At 52.1% G+C, this 18,218-nt stretch carries 22 protein-coding genes, 1 pseudogene and 1 riboswitch; of the genes and pseudogenes, 1 reads left to right on the top strand and 22 read right to left on the bottom strand.

What is annotated here, in order from left to right; all coding sequences use genetic code 11:
- Window positions 1-40: 40 nt before the first annotated feature.
- The 22 genes and pseudogenes from HYD27_RS07860 to HYD27_RS07760 all read right to left on the bottom strand — a co-directional run bounded on the left by HYD27_RS07860 (window position 41) and on the right by HYD27_RS07760 (window position 16,285).
- Window positions 41-349, bottom strand: a complete 309-nt coding sequence (locus HYD27_RS07860; RefSeq protein ID WP_219213334.1) for a hypothetical protein — start codon at window positions 347-349, stop codon at window positions 41-43.
- Entirely contained in the window at window positions 346-1,140 is a 795-nt protein-coding gene (locus HYD27_RS07855; RefSeq protein WP_219213332.1) for a DNA adenine methylase, read from the bottom strand. The genes HYD27_RS07860 and HYD27_RS07855 overlap by 4 nt, the downstream gene beginning before the upstream one ends.
- A complete protein-coding gene (locus tag HYD27_RS07850) occupies window positions 1,134-1,478 on the bottom strand; it encodes a hypothetical protein (protein WP_219213330.1) in 345 nt (114 codons plus the stop codon). The genes HYD27_RS07855 and HYD27_RS07850 overlap by 7 nt, the downstream gene beginning before the upstream one ends.
- A gap of 12 nt (window positions 1,479-1,490) precedes the next feature.
- Entirely contained in the window at window positions 1,491-1,670 is a 180-nt protein-coding gene (locus HYD27_RS32365) for a DNA cytosine methyltransferase (RefSeq protein WP_309242035.1), read from the bottom strand.
- 143 nt (window positions 1,671-1,813) lie between these two features.
- Window positions 1,814-1,924: pseudogene (locus HYD27_RS32645) on the bottom strand (DNA cytosine methyltransferase); the annotation flags it as partial.
- Window positions 1,924-2,199 (bottom strand): hypothetical protein, encoded by a 276-nt coding sequence (locus HYD27_RS07840; RefSeq protein ID WP_219213328.1) that lies wholly within the window; start codon window positions 2,197-2,199, stop codon window positions 1,924-1,926. The gene HYD27_RS07840 and the pseudogene HYD27_RS32645, both read right to left, overlap by 1 nt.
- A gap of 86 nt (window positions 2,200-2,285) precedes the next feature.
- Complete coding sequence (locus HYD27_RS07835) at window positions 2,286-2,498, bottom strand: hypothetical protein (protein WP_219213327.1); 213 nt, start codon at window positions 2,496-2,498, stop codon at window positions 2,286-2,288.
- Between the two features lies 1 nt (window position 2,499).
- Window positions 2,500-3,456, bottom strand: coding sequence for a M23 family metallopeptidase (locus tag HYD27_RS07830; protein WP_309242034.1), 957 nt, complete (start codon window positions 3,454-3,456; stop codon window positions 2,500-2,502).
- Window positions 3,446-3,589 carry a hypothetical protein gene (locus tag HYD27_RS07825; protein ID WP_219213326.1) on the bottom strand — a complete coding sequence of 48 codons (144 nt, stop codon included), beginning with the start codon at window positions 3,587-3,589 and terminating at the stop codon, window positions 3,446-3,448. The genes HYD27_RS07830 and HYD27_RS07825 overlap by 11 nt, the downstream gene beginning before the upstream one ends.
- Before the next feature lie 25 nt (window positions 3,590-3,614).
- Window positions 3,615-3,818 carry a hypothetical protein gene (locus HYD27_RS07820; RefSeq protein ID WP_219213325.1) on the bottom strand — a complete coding sequence of 68 codons (204 nt, stop codon included), beginning with the start codon at window positions 3,816-3,818 and terminating at the stop codon, window positions 3,615-3,617.
- A gap of 17 nt (window positions 3,819-3,835) precedes the next feature.
- Window positions 3,836-4,051, bottom strand: coding sequence for a hypothetical protein (locus HYD27_RS07815; protein WP_219213323.1), 216 nt, complete (start codon window positions 4,049-4,051; stop codon window positions 3,836-3,838).
- A 15-nt stretch (window positions 4,052-4,066) separates the two neighbouring features.
- Complete coding sequence (locus tag HYD27_RS07810) at window positions 4,067-5,608, bottom strand: TrbL/VirB6 family protein (RefSeq protein ID WP_309242033.1); 1,542 nt, start codon at window positions 5,606-5,608, stop codon at window positions 4,067-4,069.
- Window positions 5,605-8,094 (bottom strand): ATP-binding protein, encoded by a 2,490-nt coding sequence (locus HYD27_RS07805; protein ID WP_219213322.1) that lies wholly within the window; start codon window positions 8,092-8,094, stop codon window positions 5,605-5,607. The genes HYD27_RS07810 and HYD27_RS07805 overlap by 4 nt, the downstream gene beginning before the upstream one ends.
- Window positions 8,095-8,125: 31 nt before the next feature.
- Window positions 8,126-8,359, bottom strand: a complete 234-nt coding sequence (locus tag HYD27_RS07800) for a hypothetical protein (RefSeq protein WP_219213319.1) — start codon at window positions 8,357-8,359, stop codon at window positions 8,126-8,128.
- Between the two features lie 5 nt (window positions 8,360-8,364).
- Complete coding sequence (locus HYD27_RS07795; protein ID WP_219213318.1) at window positions 8,365-9,084, bottom strand: TcpE family conjugal transfer membrane protein; 720 nt, start codon at window positions 9,082-9,084, stop codon at window positions 8,365-8,367.
- Between the two features lie 7 nt (window positions 9,085-9,091).
- The gene (locus HYD27_RS07790; protein ID WP_219213316.1) at window positions 9,092-9,349 is read right to left on the bottom strand and encodes a hypothetical protein; all 258 of its coding nucleotides are present in this window, start codon (window positions 9,347-9,349) and stop codon (window positions 9,092-9,094) included.
- A gap of 29 nt (window positions 9,350-9,378) precedes the next feature.
- Window positions 9,379-10,191: a conjugal transfer protein gene (locus HYD27_RS07785; RefSeq protein ID WP_220101549.1), complete on the bottom strand. Its 813-nt coding sequence runs from the start codon at window positions 10,189-10,191 to the stop codon at window positions 9,379-9,381.
- Between the two features lie 11 nt (window positions 10,192-10,202).
- Complete coding sequence (locus HYD27_RS07780; protein ID WP_219213310.1) at window positions 10,203-11,078, bottom strand: replication-relaxation family protein; 876 nt, start codon at window positions 11,076-11,078, stop codon at window positions 10,203-10,205.
- A 228-nt stretch (window positions 11,079-11,306) separates the two neighbouring features.
- Window positions 11,307-13,601, bottom strand: a complete 2,295-nt coding sequence (locus tag HYD27_RS07775) for a type IV secretory system conjugative DNA transfer family protein (RefSeq protein WP_219213305.1) — start codon at window positions 13,599-13,601, stop codon at window positions 11,307-11,309.
- Between the two features lie 347 nt (window positions 13,602-13,948).
- A complete protein-coding gene (locus HYD27_RS07770) occupies window positions 13,949-14,413 on the bottom strand; it encodes a hypothetical protein (RefSeq protein WP_219213302.1) in 465 nt (154 codons plus the stop codon).
- A gap of 429 nt (window positions 14,414-14,842) precedes the next feature.
- Window positions 14,843-15,478 (bottom strand): response regulator transcription factor, encoded by a 636-nt coding sequence (locus HYD27_RS07765; RefSeq protein ID WP_219213299.1) that lies wholly within the window; start codon window positions 15,476-15,478, stop codon window positions 14,843-14,845.
- Between the two features lie 168 nt (window positions 15,479-15,646).
- Complete coding sequence (locus HYD27_RS07760) at window positions 15,647-16,285, bottom strand: response regulator transcription factor (RefSeq protein ID WP_219213296.1); 639 nt, start codon at window positions 16,283-16,285, stop codon at window positions 15,647-15,649.
- A 106-nt stretch (window positions 16,286-16,391) separates the two neighbouring features.
- A riboswitch (cyclic di-GMP riboswitch) is annotated at window positions 16,392-16,478 on the bottom strand.
- Window positions 16,479-16,806: 328 nt separating this feature from the next.
- Between HYD27_RS07760 and HYD27_RS07755 the strand changes: the two genes are divergently transcribed.
- Window positions 16,807-18,081 carry a hypothetical protein gene (locus HYD27_RS07755; RefSeq protein ID WP_219213293.1) on the top strand — a complete coding sequence of 425 codons (1,275 nt, stop codon included), beginning with the start codon at window positions 16,807-16,809 and terminating at the stop codon, window positions 18,079-18,081.
- The last annotated feature ends 137 nt before the right edge of the window (window positions 18,082-18,218 follow it).

Here is an 18,218-nt window from a genome sequence, read left to right as displayed (position 1 = left end):
CTCCCTTTTAAAGCTGGTTTTCAGATTTCCAATGGCGCAACTATATCCTGCTTAAAATGTGATTGGCTGTTTCCCTGTCGATGCTGCAGGTGTAGCGGGCATAGGAATAGCCTTGCGGATCCACAACTAGCACCCGGTTACGATCCGTCAACGCAAGCAATTGATAGCAATAGCGTTTAATGATATCCGACTCTTCCATCTGCAAAATGGCGTCCAGTTCCCGGGCTGTGACCACGAAGGTGACAATGTTCTGGTAACGTTGATACGGCCTGCTTTGATCGGTAATATATTGTGGCAAGCCTGGCTTCTCCCTCATCCGGCCATATATATGGACAGTTGAAAAAATCACGGCGACTCCTCCTTTTTCCATGTAGGCGGGTAATTGTAAATCAGTAGCTCCCTGACTGCTTGTCTTCCCTTGGTTTGCTTGGCAATAGAATACCTGGTTTCCAATTCCTCCATGGTAAAGCTCGCGTACCATTCCCGGATTTGAGGGTGATCGTTAATGCTGAGCAGGAATTTGCCCTTGATCTGACCGAGCATCTCTCGTAGCTTCCGGTGATCCTCTTCATTAAATTTATAGAGGTAACCGGCCAGTCCCAGATAGGGTGGATCACAATAAAAAAAGGTGTCCGGCGAATCGTATCGCAAGAGCACCTCTTCAAAGGAACGGTTTTCGATATAAACACCAATAAGTCGTTCGTGAGCCAGCCTGAACTTGTCCTTGACCTTGGAGAGATCAAGGGCAGGCTTGCTGCGAGTGTAGCCCCAGTCATCTGAATCATTGTACTTACCGCCAAAATGGGAATAAACACGATAATAAAAGTCATAAGCCCGGGTAACCGGATCACGCTCGGTATTCCGCCGCTTCATAATGCGTTGAAATTCATCGCGGGCATATAGCGCCCACTCAAAGCGCTTCGCCAGCTCCTCCCAATCCTCCTGAATCACCCGAAAGAAGTTGACCAGTTCCGAGTTAATGTCTGCAAACACCTCAACCTTGGATCGCTCTTTCCCAAACAACACCCATCCACCGCCGCCAAACACCTCGGCATAGACAACATGCGGCGGGAAGCGGGCGATAATCTCTTTACGCAGGCGGGACTTGCCACCCTGCCAACGGATCGGACTTTTCAGCATGTGGATTCCTCCCTTGTCCGTTGTTCCATGTTACCGATTCTCGTTTTAAGCCCGGCTTGCAGCCATTCCTTTACCGTTTTTCCATATAGGTGAATGTTGTTTTCCGGTACATTAAGCAAGCGGGCAACATCCAGTGCGCAAATGAGCGCTTGCTCCGCATCACTACGGCTGCCCAAATCGAATAACTCCTTACCGGGAACCATCCCAATGATCTGATTCGTCCCCCGAATTTCTTGCACATAAATATGAATATCCAGCATTTGGATTTCCCTTTCTGCCTCGTTTAAAGCAACCAGCACCTTAAACGTGGAAGGCTTCGCGTCCCAGGCGCTAAGCAACTTCCACTCCAGCTAGTACCCGGCAGCAGCAAACAGTTTCAGCAAAGCGTCAAAATGAATTCGTTGTTTTTTACTCAACAGCCCTTTGACATTTTCCATTAGAAAAAAACTGGGCTGGATTTCCTTGAGCAGCCGGGCGTATTCATAGGGCAGCTGGTTGCGCGGATCGTTTGGATCGTGTCTTTCCGCCACTGAAAATCCTTGACAGGGCGGGCCGCCGATAATGCCAACACCGGATTTTCACCGAATTCTGCCCGCAGCCTGTCTCCGCTCAAACGCACTACATCCTCCTGCAGCGTGTGGACACTCGGGTGATTGTACCGGAACGTTTGTAGCGCGGCGGTATCCGTATCCACTCCAAGACCAATAGCAAAGCCTGCCTGGACAAAGCCCAAGGACAACCCCCCTGCACCGCAAAATAAGTCGATGCACGGTCCAAAGGACATTAATACTCCTCCGGTAGCAGCAGAGTCGCTACCCAGCGATTGCCGTAATCATCAAAAACAATCCATACTTTTTGGGGCAACACTATGTTCAATGCACCCAGGCTCTTCCCATTTCCATCCCCAATGAGCACGGATCCGCCTTTGGGCTCAAAAGTTAAAAAGGTCGAGGAAGACAACAGCTCTTCCGCCTTCCGGAATAGGCTCTCTAGGATAGATGGAGAAATTCCCAGCTGCTGCACCCCGCGGGTAATCACTTTTTGAATCGACTTTGCCATGAAGGATAACCTCCTATTGGATGATAAAGGCAACAAAAAAACGATCTCTATCGAGATCGCTGCTGCTGCCTATTTAAAATGGAAGCTTAACAAAAGGGCCAGGAATCGGTCAGTTTAAACTTCTCCCAGAATCGTTCGGCTGCTGCTTCGTTTTCAAGCTCCACACTTAAAAATCCCCGTTCGTGCTCTGCATCCAATTCCCGGTAGACAATCTTTCCTCCACTCCTTGCTACATCGCGGGCATAACTATCCAAGTCGCCATTATGCTCACACTCGCGAAAGCGAAAGTTCACAATCATCTTACAACCCTCCTTCCGTTTCAGGACGTAGAAACAGCATCGGATTAAACGATTGGCCGTTTTGCGTCATACCCAGATGCAGGTGTGGTCCTGTTGACTTTCCGGTATTGCCTACCCAGCCGATCACCTCTCCACGCTGCACGGTTTGTTGCTTTTTTACGCCAATGTCAGTCAAATGAGCGTAAAAGCTTTCGATGCCTCCCCCATGCTCCAGGCGGATCAGGTTGCCATAGCCGCTGCTGCTTTTTACCACCTGAACCACGGTCCCGTCCTGAATCGCCAGCACGGGAGTGCCGCGGGGGGCGGGGATGTCGATGCCATCGTGAAAGGTGCCCGGAGCGCCCGTAACCGGGTCCACCCGGTAGCCATAGGCACTGGATAACCCGGGATACCCGGCTAGCGGCCACAACCAGCCACTGTGAATGACCAGCATCGCCGCGTACTCCCTCTCCTTGGCGATGACCATCTCTCTCTCCACCAGATCAGGGAACAGTTGGACAAGCGCTGCGTCTGCCTCATCAGAGACAAGCCTGAAATAGTTTGCCAATGAGAAAATAACATCCGCCGGGTTATCCGGGTCGAGCTTCCCATCCCCGTCTCCGTCGACCCGGTAGGCTTGCCAAAGTACGCGAGGGAAGCCAAACACGCCAACCGTATGGCTTCCCTCCGGCTTTTCCAAGCCAAAGTTGGTGGACACCCTATGAATAGCTGCCAAGCGGGACCAGGCCACCCCCTCATGCTCCGCCCGGATGTAAAGGGGAAGGAGCGCTGGCGGGATATCCAACGCCTCTTGTCCGGGAACGTTGCCGCCTAGCGATGAGTCCGAGGAGCTGACGAACATCCCCAGCACCACCACCAGCAGCAAGCCAAACAGCGCCAGCAAGGCTAATCCCAAGCCGCCTATGCTGCCCATCACCCAGCCGAACAAGCGCCGCTTGGCCAGTGCCTTAACGTCCACGACTAGCGGCCTCTCTTGCCTTTTTCAACTCCTGCTGTGCTTTTTCCAGCAAAGCAAGGCAGGCCTTATCGCCATTTTCCACGTCCCTTTGCAGATCGGCCACCAGCTTCTCCCAATCCTTGACGACATCCACCGCTTCCCTTCCTCCTTCATCCGTTCTAGCCTTTCTCATACTCGCGGATCATCCCTGAATCCTCCAGTACATAGCCGTTGAAGGTAACTTCTAAAGCCTCCACTCTGGGGAGACCCTTTTTGACAAAATCCTCGACAACAAAGCGCAGCAGCGCATCGCGCTTCACAAACCGTTCCATCTTTACCGGATCAAAATCCGCATAAAGCTTGGGCTCCTCTTCATTGGACATGGGTAGACCTCCTTCATTTAAGATAAAACCCGCTCCGGCGCATAAACACCTGTCGTACTCCAGCTTTGCTCCGACGGCTTTTTCCTCCATACATGCCCGGAGGACACCACCAGCAGGTCAACGTCTCGTCCTTGCACCTTCCCCTTCAGCAGATGTCCATGGGAATGATGCTCCACGTAGGACACGGAATCCAGCTTCAACTCCCGTTTTAACCAATCCTCCAGCCGCTCCATCGCTCCGCTTCCTCTCTATTTAAATTTATCGATCACTTTTTTGGCTGTGTTCTTCGCCTGTATCGCCCGATCCTTCGTGCTCTGCCACGACTGCTTCGCCTCGCCCACGTGATAGGCCACCTCGCGCTTGGAGGTATCGTACATCTCGTGAGGCGTTGGTGCCTGGAAGATGCTGAGTATGTGCTTGAGGATTTTTTTGCGGAACAAAAAGGCGCAGGCAAACAGCAGCGCCACAAAAATTTGCTGCAGCATCAGCATGCCGGAACCGCGGGCGACGATATCCGCCAGCAATAGCGTAAAGCCGAGGTAGAAGCCGTAGACCACTTTCGTACCAAGAGTCCCGATCAGCCAGCCGACCCAGCGGCGGGTGAAGGCGAAGCCCCGCTCCGGGAAAATCCCCAGCAACAGTACAACCGGCGCAACGATGATAATGGCCAGTGCCATTTCCTGTGCCATAACCAGGATCAGGGCAATCACGGCCACAAAAAGCAGCATCGCGACTGTGGCAATCAGCGACAGCAAGGCGACCAGGCAGCGGATGCCTGCGGAACCCCCGGCAAATAGGGCGGGAATATCGGTGTGATCCCCATGATTCACTTTGCTGTCGCCCAGCACTTCCCGCAGGATATCCCGCTGCGTCATGCCAGGCGCATACTGGCGGATGGCATGGGCCCAGGAATCTCCCTCCTGCAAGGGCAGATCCACATCCTCGTCCTGGGCGCGGCTGCGAGCTTCATCCGCTTCCGCTTTCGTCACCCGCACATCTCCCGCTTCCTGCCGGTTGAACTGTCCAACCAGCCAAGGGCGCTCCACAAACAGCTTCCACAGCCGGTTGGAGGTAGCCATCAGCTGCTGGTCAGCGGCATCAGCTAACCCGCCTGTCAATGTCTCCCCAGATACGCGCTGGTAGGGAGCGGCCAGCGAACCCATCGTAATTTGGGTCAGCTTATCCATCGTTTGCGACACAGCCCGGATGCTTTGGCCGGAATGGCTAAAAAACCAGTAGCTGCCCGCCAGCACGATCAAGGAGCCGACTACGCCGGACAATAGCCGGGTGGTCTGGTTGTTCCAATAACCGACCTTTACCATCCAGGCTGCCAATAACACCAGCGCAAACGGCAAAAACTTGCCAAACAGGCTGGTGCGCAGCCCATCCATAATCGGCAGGATCAGCGACAGCTGCGAGTTAACCAAATCGGTATGAAAGCCCAGCTGCATCAGAAAAATGGCAAAGCGGGTCATAAAGGCATTGCCCATAAACAGCAGGTTGGCGATCCAATTGAGCAGGAACGGGAACGGGTTGTTGAGCTTCGGCTTCCAGCCGTGCCACTCCACCAGGTCATACCCCAGGTCCCACGTATAGTGATCCGGTGGATATTGCCGGTAATCCAGCGTCCGTTCCCCCGGTGTAATACCCATCTCGCTTTCTCCCGGCAGCAATTGATCCAGCATGTCTTTGGGCGGCTCGGCGTGAACAACAGCCGTCGCCATGCCCATGGTAAGAAAACATATAACTAGCGCCAGCCACAGCCATGTCAAACGGCTTTTGGGTTTCACGACTTCCTCCTTTCGACCGGCACCTGCTCCGGTGTGGTGTTGAAAATCTGCAGCAAATCATCCGGTGTCGGCTCAATATGCACCCGGCCGATCCGCCCGGTGATGTCCTTCATATAACAGTCCCCGGCCTTCAGCTCGCGGAATGCCTGGAGCATATCCTCGTCATCGGGGTCCAGCCCCAAGAGCGTCAGGTTATCGGCAATCGCCCGCGGGTCCTCGGTACGGAAACAAAAAATAGAGCCGAGATTGTTTCTCGTCTCCTCGTCGGATATATCTCCTGGGTTTTGCGTGGCTAACAGCGGCACAACTTGAAACGAACGACCCATGCGGATGATTTCATCAATGAGCAGCGCCCCTTCCGGAAATTGCTTTAACATCCAGGACTCGTCGATGCCAAATATTTTCAGCTGGTCATTTGCGCTATAAAACATGTACTCCCGCCCCAGGGCCGCCACCAGGTACATGATGCCAAGGCCAAAGCGCTCATTGGGAGTCAAGGCCTGCTGCATCCGTTCGCCCCGTTTTTTCGGCAAGGGCAATCCCGCCAGTGTAATGACAATAAAGCGGGCGCCGCTTAAGCTGGCGTTTTCCTCCCCATCTCGGGCAAAGATAAACTTGCCAAAGGGGCTGCGGGAATAGGACTGCAAGCGGTTCATGCAGCGGCGGGCTTCGATGCGGATGGCTTCAACGGGCGAATTCTCCGCGATCTGCTCCAGTTCTTTGGTGAAGGTAAACAGGTCGCGCTGCTCCTGCTCAAAGGTACGTTCCACCGCCTCCATAATGGCGTCAGCCCGCTCATCATTGCGCGTTCCCTCCAGCAGCAGGCTGAGGAAATCCAGCACAATGCCGTGAGCCCGTTCCTCGCTGCCCGACATGCGGAAAGGGTTGAATTTCGTCGTCGATTCTGCCGAAAAATTGAGCACGACCATATTCTCGCGAATGTCCGGGATCAGGGCAAAGCAGGAGTCCTCATTTTTGGGATCAATGCTAAAGACAATACCGCCCTGGTTGTAGCCATGGTAAAACAGCGTCTTTTTCAGCACCGACTTCCCCGAACCAAGTGTACCCACAATGACAATGGCGCCGGAGCGGTTCAACTCCTTGGACATGGGGCGCTTCAAATCCAGCAGCACCGGAATCCGGTGCTGGGTGCGCCCGATGTAATCCCCGTCCGGGTCACCAATTTCCCGGGACCCGTGCAGCATCCCGGCCGACAAAAATTTCGGATCCATCGGAATGCGGTTTTCCTTGTCCATGGGTGAGCCGGGCAGGAACAGCTGGAACGCCTTGCCTTGATCTGCCGGAGATCGCACCACCCGGATCTGCTTGGTGGCATACAGCTGCAGCAGTTGAGCAGCCCGTTCCTCCAGCTCCTTGCGGGATGAGGCGGAAACGTTCATCCACACAGAGCTCCAGAGTAGCGGCATCCCTTTTTGCAGCTTGTTCTCCAGCACCCTGCCCCGCTTGCCTGCCCATTCCAGCGTAATCGGTGTTTCCTCGGAAGCGTCCCTGTATTCCCGGCGCTGGTCCTTCAACACCTTGCGATTGCGTTGCAAGCCGCCCGCTGCTTCATGAGGCGTCTGCAGCTGGAAATGGAGGCTGACTTCAGCCGGAAACGGAAGGTCTTCCAAGGCGTACAGCCACTCCTCTCCGAGGGTGGCAATCTCCTCCGGCACATCTACCACGGAGAAAAACGCCTGGTAGCTCTTCCGGCTGTCTTCCTCCCGGTCATCGTGATGGATGATCCACGTTTTCATTTTTTCTTCCGCCGCCATATCGCTGGCAATCAGGATGGGCAGCGATTTTTTCGGGCGCAGCAGCACCTTGTCGCCCTTGACCCGCACCTCGCACAGGGCTTCGGGGGCAAGCAGCAGCTCCGGCTCCTGGTCCAGCCCACGGAAGAACCCCCGGCGCAGCAGCCATTCGATTTCCCGGGCGCTGCTCCGCTCCCCGCTTAGGTGATGCTGCACCTGATTAAACTGCAGGCTTTCGGCGGATTGGGCCATGCGGATTCGCTCCAATTCCAGCTCGCCGCGCTGGCGGTACCAGAATTGCTCTTGCACACTGCGTCCCACGACGCCAGCTAATGTGCGCAGCGTTTCGCCGGTTTTGCGCAGGCCGGACAGATCCACCTCCGGAAACTGCTTTTGCACGGCGGACAGCTGCAAAATTAGATAAAGCGACCGCTGCCAGGGGCGGCGTTCGGCAAACCGCTGCAGCACCGCCTGCACATACCGCTCATGCTCCGCTCCTTGACCAGATCGCTTGACCTGCCACAGCCTGGCATCCATCATCCGGGTCACGGACAGCATTTGTCCGCTGCCGTGATAGCCATGCAAAAACTGCTGCAGCACCGATACCGTCCCCCGTTTTTTCTCCGGCGACTGGTAGGCGTAGGGCTTCAGCGGAATCCGGTAGACAGCCCAGGGCTTCAGTAAAACGTCAAAGAGAAGGTTGCCCTCCCAGTACAGCACCGGAAATTTCAACTTGACTCACCTTCTTTCCGTCGAACCGGGCTTAAGCGATCCAGATGCGATAACGATCAGCGTAGTCGTACATGCGGGCAAGCAGCTGATCCAGTTTATCTGTATCCCGGACCATACGAAACGCCGCCCGCTCCGGAAAAGAGTGGAAACAGGCTTCACGGTCAAGCCGCTCGGCTATCATCCAGCCCTTTTGCTCCACTGTGGTGGATTCGTCATCTAATAGGCTTTCCAGTCCAAGGGTCACGGTGTACCTCCATCTCCCCATGCGCTTCACCTCGTTTTTAATTTCCCTGGTCCTTTCCGTTCTTCTACCTTCCATATCTCCCTGTTTTCAAACCCATTCTCTCTCTGCACCTGCACAGCCTCGGCCGTTGTCCACCGCAATCTCCCCCGCGTGCTGTATTCCAGTACGGCTGGAGGTGAAAGCGCATGTCGTGGTGGTTTCTTTGAAGAAACAATTTGCAAGCATTTGGAGCGTCCATGCCACATCACCCGGCTATTGGCGGGCAACACCATGGAGCGCAGTCCTTCTACCCTTCCTTGCAGAAATCCGCTGCGACCGTACCACTCCTCACCGTCATTTTTTAACGGGATCCGGTCATATGGACGGCACCAGCTTTCCGCACGAAGCCTTCGCTTCCCTCCAGGCTGTCGGATCGATTGCCAGCGGACCATCCATTTCGGCCTTACCAGAAAATGCAGCACGTCGCGTAAATAACGCGGGACGGTTTTCCCTGCCGGGTCCAGCTTCACCGTATAATAGGCAGCGGCAATGGGGCCGGCAACCATAGTGATGATGCGGTCAAAGGGCAGCACCCAGGACAGGATGGGGAATACATAGCAAAAAACAAAGAAAACGACGATATAGACCAGCCACAGCACCACGGCATCCTGGCGGATCGGCATCCACAACCGGATATCCCCGATGTGGTAGATCAAGGGCCGCACCCGGTATAAGGCCCGGTACGATTCCGTTTTCTCTTCCTCCACCTGTCCCTCACCCGCCTGTCGTATCCGTCAGTCCGTCCACATTGATACCCAGCGTCTTCAATACATAAAGGGCCAGGTACTTGGCAATGCCGGGCGCAAAAACGAAAATGCCCAAAATGACGGACAGCATGATATGGGACCAGAGCCGGTTGGTTTCCCCATTGGCGTACATTTTCACCCCGCGATAAATGGCGATGGTCAGGAAAATGGCCTGCAAGAGCCGCTTGATGACCAGCAAGCCTGTGTCTACAAAATCTCCTTCCATGGCGATCTCCTCCCTTGCCAAGCAGCGCTTTACGAGGATACGCCGCCGACAAAATATTTGCCGTTCTCTTCGATGACGGCAAGCCTCCAGATTTGAGTCACCCGGAAGCCGGTTGTTTCTTCCTGAACGGAAAAGGTTACCTTTACGGTATATGGTCCAGTACCCGTTGCTTCCAATTGCTCCAGGGAAAGAAAGTGAAGCCTTCCAGAGAGCGGTGTCAGGTTAGCGCTGGCCGATACATAATTGAGCAGGCTGCTTTTCTCCTTGCTCTCGCACATCGCTTTCAAAAAGCTTTCGATCGCCGGGCGCATCTGCTGCTTGACTTCGCTGGAAACCGTTTCTCCGCCGGTCCCACTATCGGGAACGGCAGGAGGCGTCTGCGGTAAACGAAGCAGCGGCGGCGCGGTGACAGCAGCTCCTTGCCCGGTCTGCATCCATACCTGTACTTCTGCCTCCCATAAGACTCGGCTCGGATTCGCAACGATGACCCGGAGGCGAACAGTGAAGTGTGCGCCGTTACCGGAGAGGGAAAGCAGCTCCGTGGAAAGCACCTGCTGCCGGTTTGTCTTTTGCTCCGTTTGCACCGGAACAACCTGCGCCAGCTTGTCCGGGCTGACATATGGCTTTAATCGGACCTGCCGGACCTCCGGCAGCTCATCGCCGTTCCAGCTCATCCATTCCCGGGTGAAACCGGCCGCCGTTTCCACCGCTACCTGCTGTTGCAGCGACTGCTGCAGCCACGTCGCAGACAAATCCTGTTCAGGCTGGACAAAGGAAGCAATCGTTCCCAGGCAGGAGATGGTCAGCATGATCCATAACAACAGCTTGGGCAGCAAGCGCATGTCCACTAGCGTCACTTCCTTTCCATGGGCGGTTGCTCACGCGGTTGTCTGCCGAGAATGGGAATAGCGTCTGGGAGTGGGGGCAAGAGCGGCATGTCCAGTAGTCGCAGCTGCTGTCCTCCACTGCCCTGCCAGAGCGCTTCTCCCACTCCTTGTTCCTTCCATTCCTGCTCGTTAATCACCCACATGCAGGGCAAGGTCTCCCGGGTGAAGGAGCCTTTTGCTAGAGCTTCCCAGATATCCATCAGCATCCTTGTCCGATTCTGGCCCCGGGTCAGAAACAGCACATGTACGGCCTCCACCCTCGGCCAGATGACAGGCAGCAGGTCGCCGTACTGCAGCATCTTTTCCTTTAAGCGCCATAGGGTTTCCGTCCCTGTGTCATATTCCAAGTGAAAGGCGAGCCGTCCCCGGCCTGGCAACACATACATGCCGAAGCCATCCGGTCTAACCAGAGCAGACGGTTTTCTCCCTTTTCTGGGCTGAACGTAACGCTCGGCAGCCGCCCGCGGGTCCAGCCATTCGATTAGCCCCTCTCCCTCGCGGGGAAGGCTATAACGGATGACATCGGCAAAAAAAGCGTTCGTTCCGTAATAATGTTCCAGTTGCACCGGACCGTCCTCCCAGCCCTTGGAGCGAAACACCGTTTCGTCTCCAGCCAGGCTGGCCGCGGCTCTGGCGCCGTAGGCAGTCAGGGTATAGCCCACATGGTTGCGCTTCAAGAAGGGCAACAGGACGCTGCGAAGTAATCCCTTCTCCCGTAATTCAACGGCAATGTTGTACATGGTCTTCGGTTTATAGTGCAGCAGGATGGCTAGCTGGCCGGCAGTCAAGAGCGTATGACGGTACAGCATCACCAGCGTTTCTTTTTTGGCTTCATAGTACAATCTGGCTTACCTCCTTTCCTTACCGGCAGTGGGAGAGATAGTCGGCAGCGGGCCAGCGCCCGCTTTCCGCACTGCTTTACGGCTTTTCGCCGATCTCTGCAAGTGCAGCCTTCCCCGGAAGCTTCCCTCGAATGTTCCCTCGAAGTTGCTCTCGAACCCTCCCTCGAAGCTTCCATAGAGCTGCAACAACCATGCTCTTTTGGATGCCGGTTTGTTCCAAGCACGTCATCACTGAAAAAGCGGCAGGTCGCTGGACCCGGATGTGCCCGCTTGATCGGCTCGTTTCATCTCCTTCTCCACATCTTCTATGGATCGCCCGTCCTGCCGGTCGGAGTAGGCCCATGCTTCCTGAATCCAGGCTTCGTTTTGATTGGGCACGATCTCGTTTTTTACCGTGAATAGTTCCAGCCGTCCCTCATGGCCCTTGGTGCGCACGATCGCGTGCAGTTCGGCCAGGTTCATCAGATCGGTATTGGTCACCTGGGGCTTTAGCCAGCGCGACAGCTTGTCCGCATCCGGTCCGCCCAGTTGCAGCAGCATCAGCGTGCCCACATTGCCGAGAATCGCTTCCAGGATACGGTCGGATAGCTGGGACAAGTACTGGGTGGCCAGAAACAGCGACAGGCCGAATTTCCGGTCCTCAGCCAGAATTTTGGTCAGAATATCCGTCGCAAACAAGTGACATTCATCAGCGAAAAACAGGTGCGGGCGCGACTGGTGCTGTGGCCGTTTGCGGCAGGTAAAGTGAAAATCAATGAAGAACAGGCTAGCCAGGATTTTCAGCAAATCCGGTACGCAGCCGGAGCCGTCAATCAGTACAATATGCCCGCTGTCCATCACCTGCCGCGTGTTGATACTGCTGTGAAGCTGGCCCAGCATCCGCCGCGAGGTTGGGTAGGTGGTTAAGGCACCGAGCTTGTTTAAGATCGGTCCCAAATGCTCGCCAACGTTTTTAATCTCGGCGAACTCATCCGTCCAGAAATGGCGCAGATGGGTGTCCAGGTGCGGCAGCAGCTTGCGGCGGTAGGTATCGTTAAAGAGAATGTCGACAATGCCCAGCACCGTCTGTGGCGGCACGGATAACAGGCTCAGCACCGCATTTCTAAGATAATGCTCTGCCCGTGGCCGGGAACCCGGAAACAGCTGCTGCAGCGTGGTGACAAACTCCCCCGTCAGGCTTTCCCGCACATCGGCGTGAGCTGCCTGAAACAGGTTAAAGCCCCGCGGCCGTTCGGTGGAACCAAGCGGGACCAGGTGCAGCTTCGGATACAGGCTTTTCGGAATGATGCTGAGCAGTGTTTCAATCGCCCCGCCGTGAGGATCAAGAAAGGTAAAGCCTGGTGCGGTATCCGGCGATCGCTCTAGGTCCTCCACCATATGGGTCATGATGGAGAGCAGCGTCGATGTTTTTCCGGATCCAGTCGTCCCGGCAAGAAAGGCATGCTTCAGGATTTGGTTCAGTGGCATGCGGATTTCCTTCTCCACTCCTGGCACGTTGCTCTTCCCGATGTAGAGTCCCGTATTCAAGCCTTCTGGCGCAGGGATAATCTTGGCGTGCAGCTTGTGCATGTGCATGGCGGCCGGATCACCGTAAGCTGGAATTCGCAGCCAGTAACCCAATTCCTCAGAAGTGAACAGTAGCTTCTTGGAAGGTATTCCTGGTGCCAGAACAGCCTGACTTTTCCGGACAGGGCGCAGCAAAATGCCATTGCCCTTGCGCATGGCTTGGAGCATATCGTTCATCGTTTGCAGCCGTGCTTTGGAAAAAGGAGAACGGATCAGGACACGAAAGCTCACCCACAACCCAATTTCTTCTTCGTTTTGTTTCCCGCGCAAGGAGCTCATCACATTTTGTTGATGAGGAGTTAGTTCCCGCGGGCGGCGGCGCTCCTTCTGGTTGGTTTGCATTTCCCGCCAGATGGCCTGTAAGGTTAAAGGCTCGTTGGCCGGAGATGTCATCCATGCTTCCGCTTTGCGTACCCTGCGTTTGAGTTCCTGCTTCGACGAGGGCGCAAAGCATAGCTCCAGCCACACTTCCTCGCCAGCTTTCAGTTCACCCGCGCCCATAGCCGCGATCATCTCATTGACGGGATCTTTGCCTTCCGGATAAAACCCGGCAACAGACAGTGCTCCCTTATACACCGGACGCCCTTCCGCCGCGATGACATTTTTGCCGGAACCAGCAGTAAATACAGGCGCTTCCACCGGCAGCAAATAGACTCCCGATATCTGTGTCTGAAATCCGGTACGAAACCCCATCCAGCGAATGTCGGGGACAGAGAAGTACAATCGTACCTGACCGGCAGGTCCTTGACACCGGATCAGGAAACGAAAGAATAACTGTCCATACCGCAGCCGCTTGAAACGGGGCAGGCCCAGATGGCTGATATGCTTGGCAAAGCGCATCGCCTTGGCAAAGTCCATCGGTATGGCATCCAAGGATGGTGTGATCTCGAACCAGAGCATTTGCTTGAGCGGTCCTTTGCCTGGTTCACACCAGCTGGGAAATAAAAAAGAGAGCATGGTTGCTCCCCCTTTCGTACGCCTATGAAGCTATGAAATACAGTTTGTGAGATGGCCCCCTTTCTCATTTAGAAATGAAAGCCGTGCAATTGAAAGAGTGCAAGCTTCCCGCAAAATGAAAAGCAGGCCTTGTCCGACTTCCGGATGGCCTGCCCACATCTTTTGACACTATCAGATTAACAGGATGTTGTTACCTTGTCGTCCTACCTGGTCGGGTAATCTTTTTTACTTGTCGTATCAAGCTAACGGCATTCTAACATTCTTTCAAATGGTACGCTCGTGGTAATGGATTTTCCTCCTATTATTTCTGGGATGGAAGAAGCCGGCGTTGCAACAAGCTATTAAAGCTATTCCCATAACGGCTCATCCTGCAAGCATAAAATGGAGTCCTTACCACCAGTAAAATGATAAATCCGCTCTAAAATTCGTTTACGCCTGCCGTAATATGTCTTGGACGATAAGCCCAGCTTGTCCATCGCGTCGTTGTTGGAAAGCCGGTGCTCGTAACGATCCGCAATAAACTGCCGCTCTTCTGCACGAAGGGAACGAATAGCTCCCTCCAGCACCAGTATTTTCAGTTCCAGCATCGGAATTTGCAGCTCCCGCAGCTGCAGTCTGCGGATGACCTCCTCCAGAACCGCCTCGTTTTTTTGACCCTTCCCATGAATGGAAACGAGCTCGAATTTCTGGGTTAATCCCGGGATGTGCTCCAACTGCTCCTTCATAGTCTCCAACCGGACCTTCCACTCTGGCAGCGTAAGTAACCACCGTTCTACTTCCTCGTAAGGAATCGTCTCAGTCACCGGCTCCATCCCCTTTGCCGAATCCGGTGATGTACCCGGCTGTGCCAGTCATGATGCATAAGCTGGGCATAAAACGAAAAAGAAGATCCCGTTGTGTTCCCGTTTTGCTTCGGAATTGAATGAGGCAAATTTGCATGGCGATTTACAGGTATTTTCTCCAGTTTCTCCAGTTGCGACTGCTCAGATATCAGACTTCCATATTGCTTGTGGTCCATGTTCACAATTGTGCTCCTTTCCATTTTCATCGAACAAGAGCGCTCTTGAACCTATTGTATATAGAAGTCATTGACACGATAAGGCTACTCTTTGGGTAGAACCTTTAACGGGAAAGTTCTATATCGGCATAGAACCTTTGGATGAAATGGATCATTCCGACTAAAAAACAAACAGCACCCATTTGAAAAGGGTGCTGCTACTTTTTCTCATATTGTAACATTGCTATATAATTCCCCTCATTCTGGCTTTGCGAGCTGCTTCCTTGCTTGTTTTGACCTGGAATTTTCTAAGAATCCTATTGATATGCTTCTTTACGGTGCTTTCACTAATAAACAGGTGTTCCGACATTTGATGTTGGGTAAAGCCTTGTGCCACCATATGAAGAATCGCGGTTTCAGCCTCGGTCAATTGTTGCCGCCAGCGTATCTGCATCATCCGTGCCATTTCATTACGGATTGCACCGGCAGAGCTTGGATGAATCTGAGAATAATTGCAATATGCCGCCCGTATGGCCTCCGGAATATCCTTGAGATGAGTTTTAACAATGTAGTTATAGGTTAAATGACCCATTGCCTCAACAATGCAATCCTCCTTTTCTTCGTCAGTCAGCATAATCACTTTGGCCTTCTCCATTCGCCCGATTTCCAGCACCGCTTCCATCCCGGCAGCAACCGGCTCCCGGCAAAACACATCCATTAAGATTACGTGCACAGGCAATAAGCTTACCGCTTGAATCGCCTCCTCCTTTGTCGCCACAGCTCCAATGAAAACAAGGTCAGGCTCCTTTTTCAGGCATAACTCGACATCTGTCTTCCATAATGGATCCTGATCCAGCAATAAAACATGAATTCGATCCATTCCGCGCCCCTCCCAGGCTTTAGGTACTTTATCACTCCATTTGCAGATGGCTTATAATTCCATTTTACTAATTTGGAAGTTTTTAGGGAGGGTGAACTTTTTGCACCCCTTTGCTAATTCTTTCACAATACCTATAACATAAATCCCTTCCATGTCAAATTCGTTCATTCAAGAAAACCAACCTTTACGCTTTGCAACCATAGCAGCTTCTTTGCCACTTTTGACATTAAACTTTTTGGTCAACCGAAAGACATGACTTTTTACCGTATTTTCTGAAACATGCAGGGCCTGCATCACTTCTCTTCTTGTGTATCCCAGTCCGATTAACTGGAGCACCTCCCGCTCACTGCGCGTCAATGCCCATTCTCCTTCAATCCTTTTCAAACGGCTAATCTCACGACGAAGTTGCTGTAAAGCATGGATGTGAATAAATTTGTGATCCTGATAAGCCTCTCGAATAGCAGAAGGCAGCTCACGATAACAGGATTTAAGCACAATATTCATTACACCGGCTTGAATAGCGCTTCCAATCCATTCCGCATCATCAGCAGAAGCCAATAGAATGATTTTCACTGCATTCTGCCCCAGCGCCTCCCGCGCTAAATCCAGCCCATCATAATCTGGAGGAGTCAGCATTAAGTTCAATAGCAAAACATCAAACTGCCGCTGCTTCAATAGCTGTTGTCCCTGTTCCCTGGAAGCTGCCGCTTCTACCACTGTAAAATCCGGCTCGGCCCGCAGCTCACGGATGAGGATCTCTCTCCAAAATGAGTCTCCTTCAACCAATGCAATCTTAATTTTAGACATGTAAAGAACCCCCTTTTCCGGAATCGAAATACGTTCCTCAAGGGTTCCCGTTGCTGAAAATAAAAAAAGACACTCCAAATAAAGGACGTGTCTTACTGCATAAATCAAGGGGAACCCGGCGATCATTTGCATCAAGCAAGTAGACCCGTGGCTTTGCGTCCCCGTCTTTCGAGCGGGTTTGCCCTTTTCCTTCCATATTCATTATAAACCTTGCCAATAAATTCTGCTTCGTTAGAAGCACTACAGCTTTTTCACATTTTTTCGACATTTAAAGGTTCACTGACTTATATGCTTCATAGGCAGCAAAAATAAGATATAATAAGTCCATGGAAAACAAATCCATTACAGCACGTACATACAGCCGACCAGGTTTGCTGTATAACTGAGTTTGACAGAGTTTACATGTTACAAAACATTGTTCGCACCGGATTACAAATTCGGAAAATTCATACCAATAATGGCTAAACCAATAACCTTGATTGTGTTGAAAATATTCTGATTATGATACGAGGATGGTGGATATGGGGGAGCGTATTTTGCATTGCGGAACTTCTTTGGAAAATTACTACATATGCATTGACCAACAAGTAGTCGGATTCACAAAAAGAGTGGCCAACGTGAATGACCAAATTTATATTGTGGTTAAGGTAGGAAATAAATCTGTATGCGGGGCCCGCGGCAGACTCAAGGAGCCTACCGATTTTCGTCCTTGGAGAGATAGCGATCAATATCCGCAATGCTTCTCTCTTTGCGACATTGAGTATTGCCAACCCTTTGACATCAGTATTCTGGAACAGGCAGGAGGAAAGTATTGGAGCCTCAAATATGTGCAATCCGCAAAAAACATAACGGATAAAGCAGCTCTGCAATTGCTCCAATCCAGCTTCGAGCAAAATCAAACAAAAGAGCTCTTTCAGTTTGCACAGCCTGCTGCTGTCGGGAACAATGAGTCTTCCTCTGAGACTGAAGAATCGTCAAAGGAAGAGGTAACCGAGGAAAACTACCAGGAGGTGCTTAACGCTGTTCCTGATGTTAAAATAAATATCACCAGTACATATGTCAATGTCAAATTTGACAATGAAACAGACAAAATCAAAGGCTTGGAGCCGCTGGTTAACAGTCACTTTTATCATTTATTTGACGACTTTTCCAAGCAGCGATCAGTGCTTATTCCACAAAACAAAATGTTCCGGACTTCTCCTAAAAAGAATGCCAACAACAAAATAATTGCTGGAATCAGCGGTTGCCCGGACGCAATACTGGTACGTTTCACTCCGGACCATAAAACGAAGCCGATTCAAATCAACTTGATTGAATACGAATGCTACGGACGCTCCAAAAAAACACAATTGGATAAGTTTGAATATCTCAACGGACACATTATCCCGCAACTAATGCGGTTTGCATCTACCTTCAGCGTTGCCACAGATACTAAAATTAGGGAGGATACTATCCACAGATGGTCTGAAAAAATCATCAAATATGTTAATGAAGATGACGCCATCATGTCTAAAGTCGCTGTATGGATGCGCGAGCTGGAGCCTGAAATCAAAGAGCAAATCATCTCGTACCGGCTTCATAAGCTGCTGGATACTGCTTTCCGGTCCCATCTAAGAATTATGCTCATTATTGATGAACTGACATCCGAGCAAAATGAAACGATTAAAAATATCATCAAATCCTTCAAGCTGGAGAGTGAAGGAAGCATCGACTTCGTCAGTTTTGTAGTCAAGCTGCAACAAAAAATAGACTTGCTTAATAATGTTGAAGAGTACGCACTTTCGTTGCAGAAATGATAGAGAGAGAAGAAAGTACCCTATCATAAAAGAAAAAGAAGATCCGGTTATTCACACCCCTAATCCGTCTTCTTTTTTTCGTCTAAGCAAAGATGGATTTAGCTTTTAAAATGAAAATATCAGTCTTAAGAGGTGGC

Origin of the sequence: Paenibacillus sp. S150 (assembly GCF_019352175.1) — a bacterium.
In the GTDB taxonomy this organism is placed as follows: domain Bacteria; phylum Bacillota; class Bacilli; order Paenibacillales; family Paenibacillaceae; genus Paenibacillus_AQ.
Note: the sequence above shows the minus strand (reverse complement) of the source record. Positions and strands in the feature narration are given on the sequence as shown.

Coding starts and splice junctions, on each gene's coding strand:
- HYD27_RS07855 (WP_219213332.1), bottom strand. CDS start 1,140: ATGCTGAAAAGTCCGATCCGTTGGCAGGGTGGCAAGTCCCGCCTGCGT.
- HYD27_RS07840 (WP_219213328.1), bottom strand. CDS start 2,199: ATGGCAAAGTCGATTCAAAAAGTGATTACCCGCGGGGTGCAGCAGCTG.
- HYD27_RS07835 (WP_219213327.1), bottom strand. CDS start 2,498: ATGATTGTGAACTTTCGCTTTCGCGAGTGTGAGCATAATGGCGACTTG.
- HYD27_RS07820 (WP_219213325.1), bottom strand. CDS start 3,818: ATGTCCAATGAAGAGGAGCCCAAGCTTTATGCGGATTTTGATCCGGTA.
- HYD27_RS07815 (WP_219213323.1), bottom strand. CDS start 4,051: ATGGAGCGGCTGGAGGATTGGTTAAAACGGGAGTTGAAGCTGGATTCC.
- HYD27_RS07800 (WP_219213319.1), bottom strand. CDS start 8,359: ATGGGGAGATGGAGGTACACCGTGACCCTTGGACTGGAAAGCCTATTA.
- HYD27_RS07790 (WP_219213316.1), bottom strand. CDS start 9,349: ATGGAAGGAGATTTTGTAGACACAGGCTTGCTGGTCATCAAGCGGCTC.
- HYD27_RS07785 (WP_220101549.1), bottom strand. CDS start 10,191: ATGCGCTTGCTGCCCAAGCTGTTGTTATGGATCATGCTGACCATCTCC.
- HYD27_RS07775 (WP_219213305.1), bottom strand. CDS start 13,601: ATGCTCTCTTTTTTATTTCCCAGCTGGTGTGAACCAGGCAAAGGACCG.
- HYD27_RS07770 (WP_219213302.1), bottom strand. CDS start 14,413: ATGGAGCCGGTGACTGAGACGATTCCTTACGAGGAAGTAGAACGGTGG.
- HYD27_RS07765 (WP_219213299.1), bottom strand. CDS start 15,478: ATGGATCGAATTCATGTTTTATTGCTGGATCAGGATCCATTATGGAAG.
- HYD27_RS07760 (WP_219213296.1), bottom strand. CDS start 16,285: ATGTCTAAAATTAAGATTGCATTGGTTGAAGGAGACTCATTTTGGAGA.
- HYD27_RS07755 (WP_219213293.1), top strand. CDS start 16,807: ATGGGGGAGCGTATTTTGCATTGCGGAACTTCTTTGGAAAATTACTAC.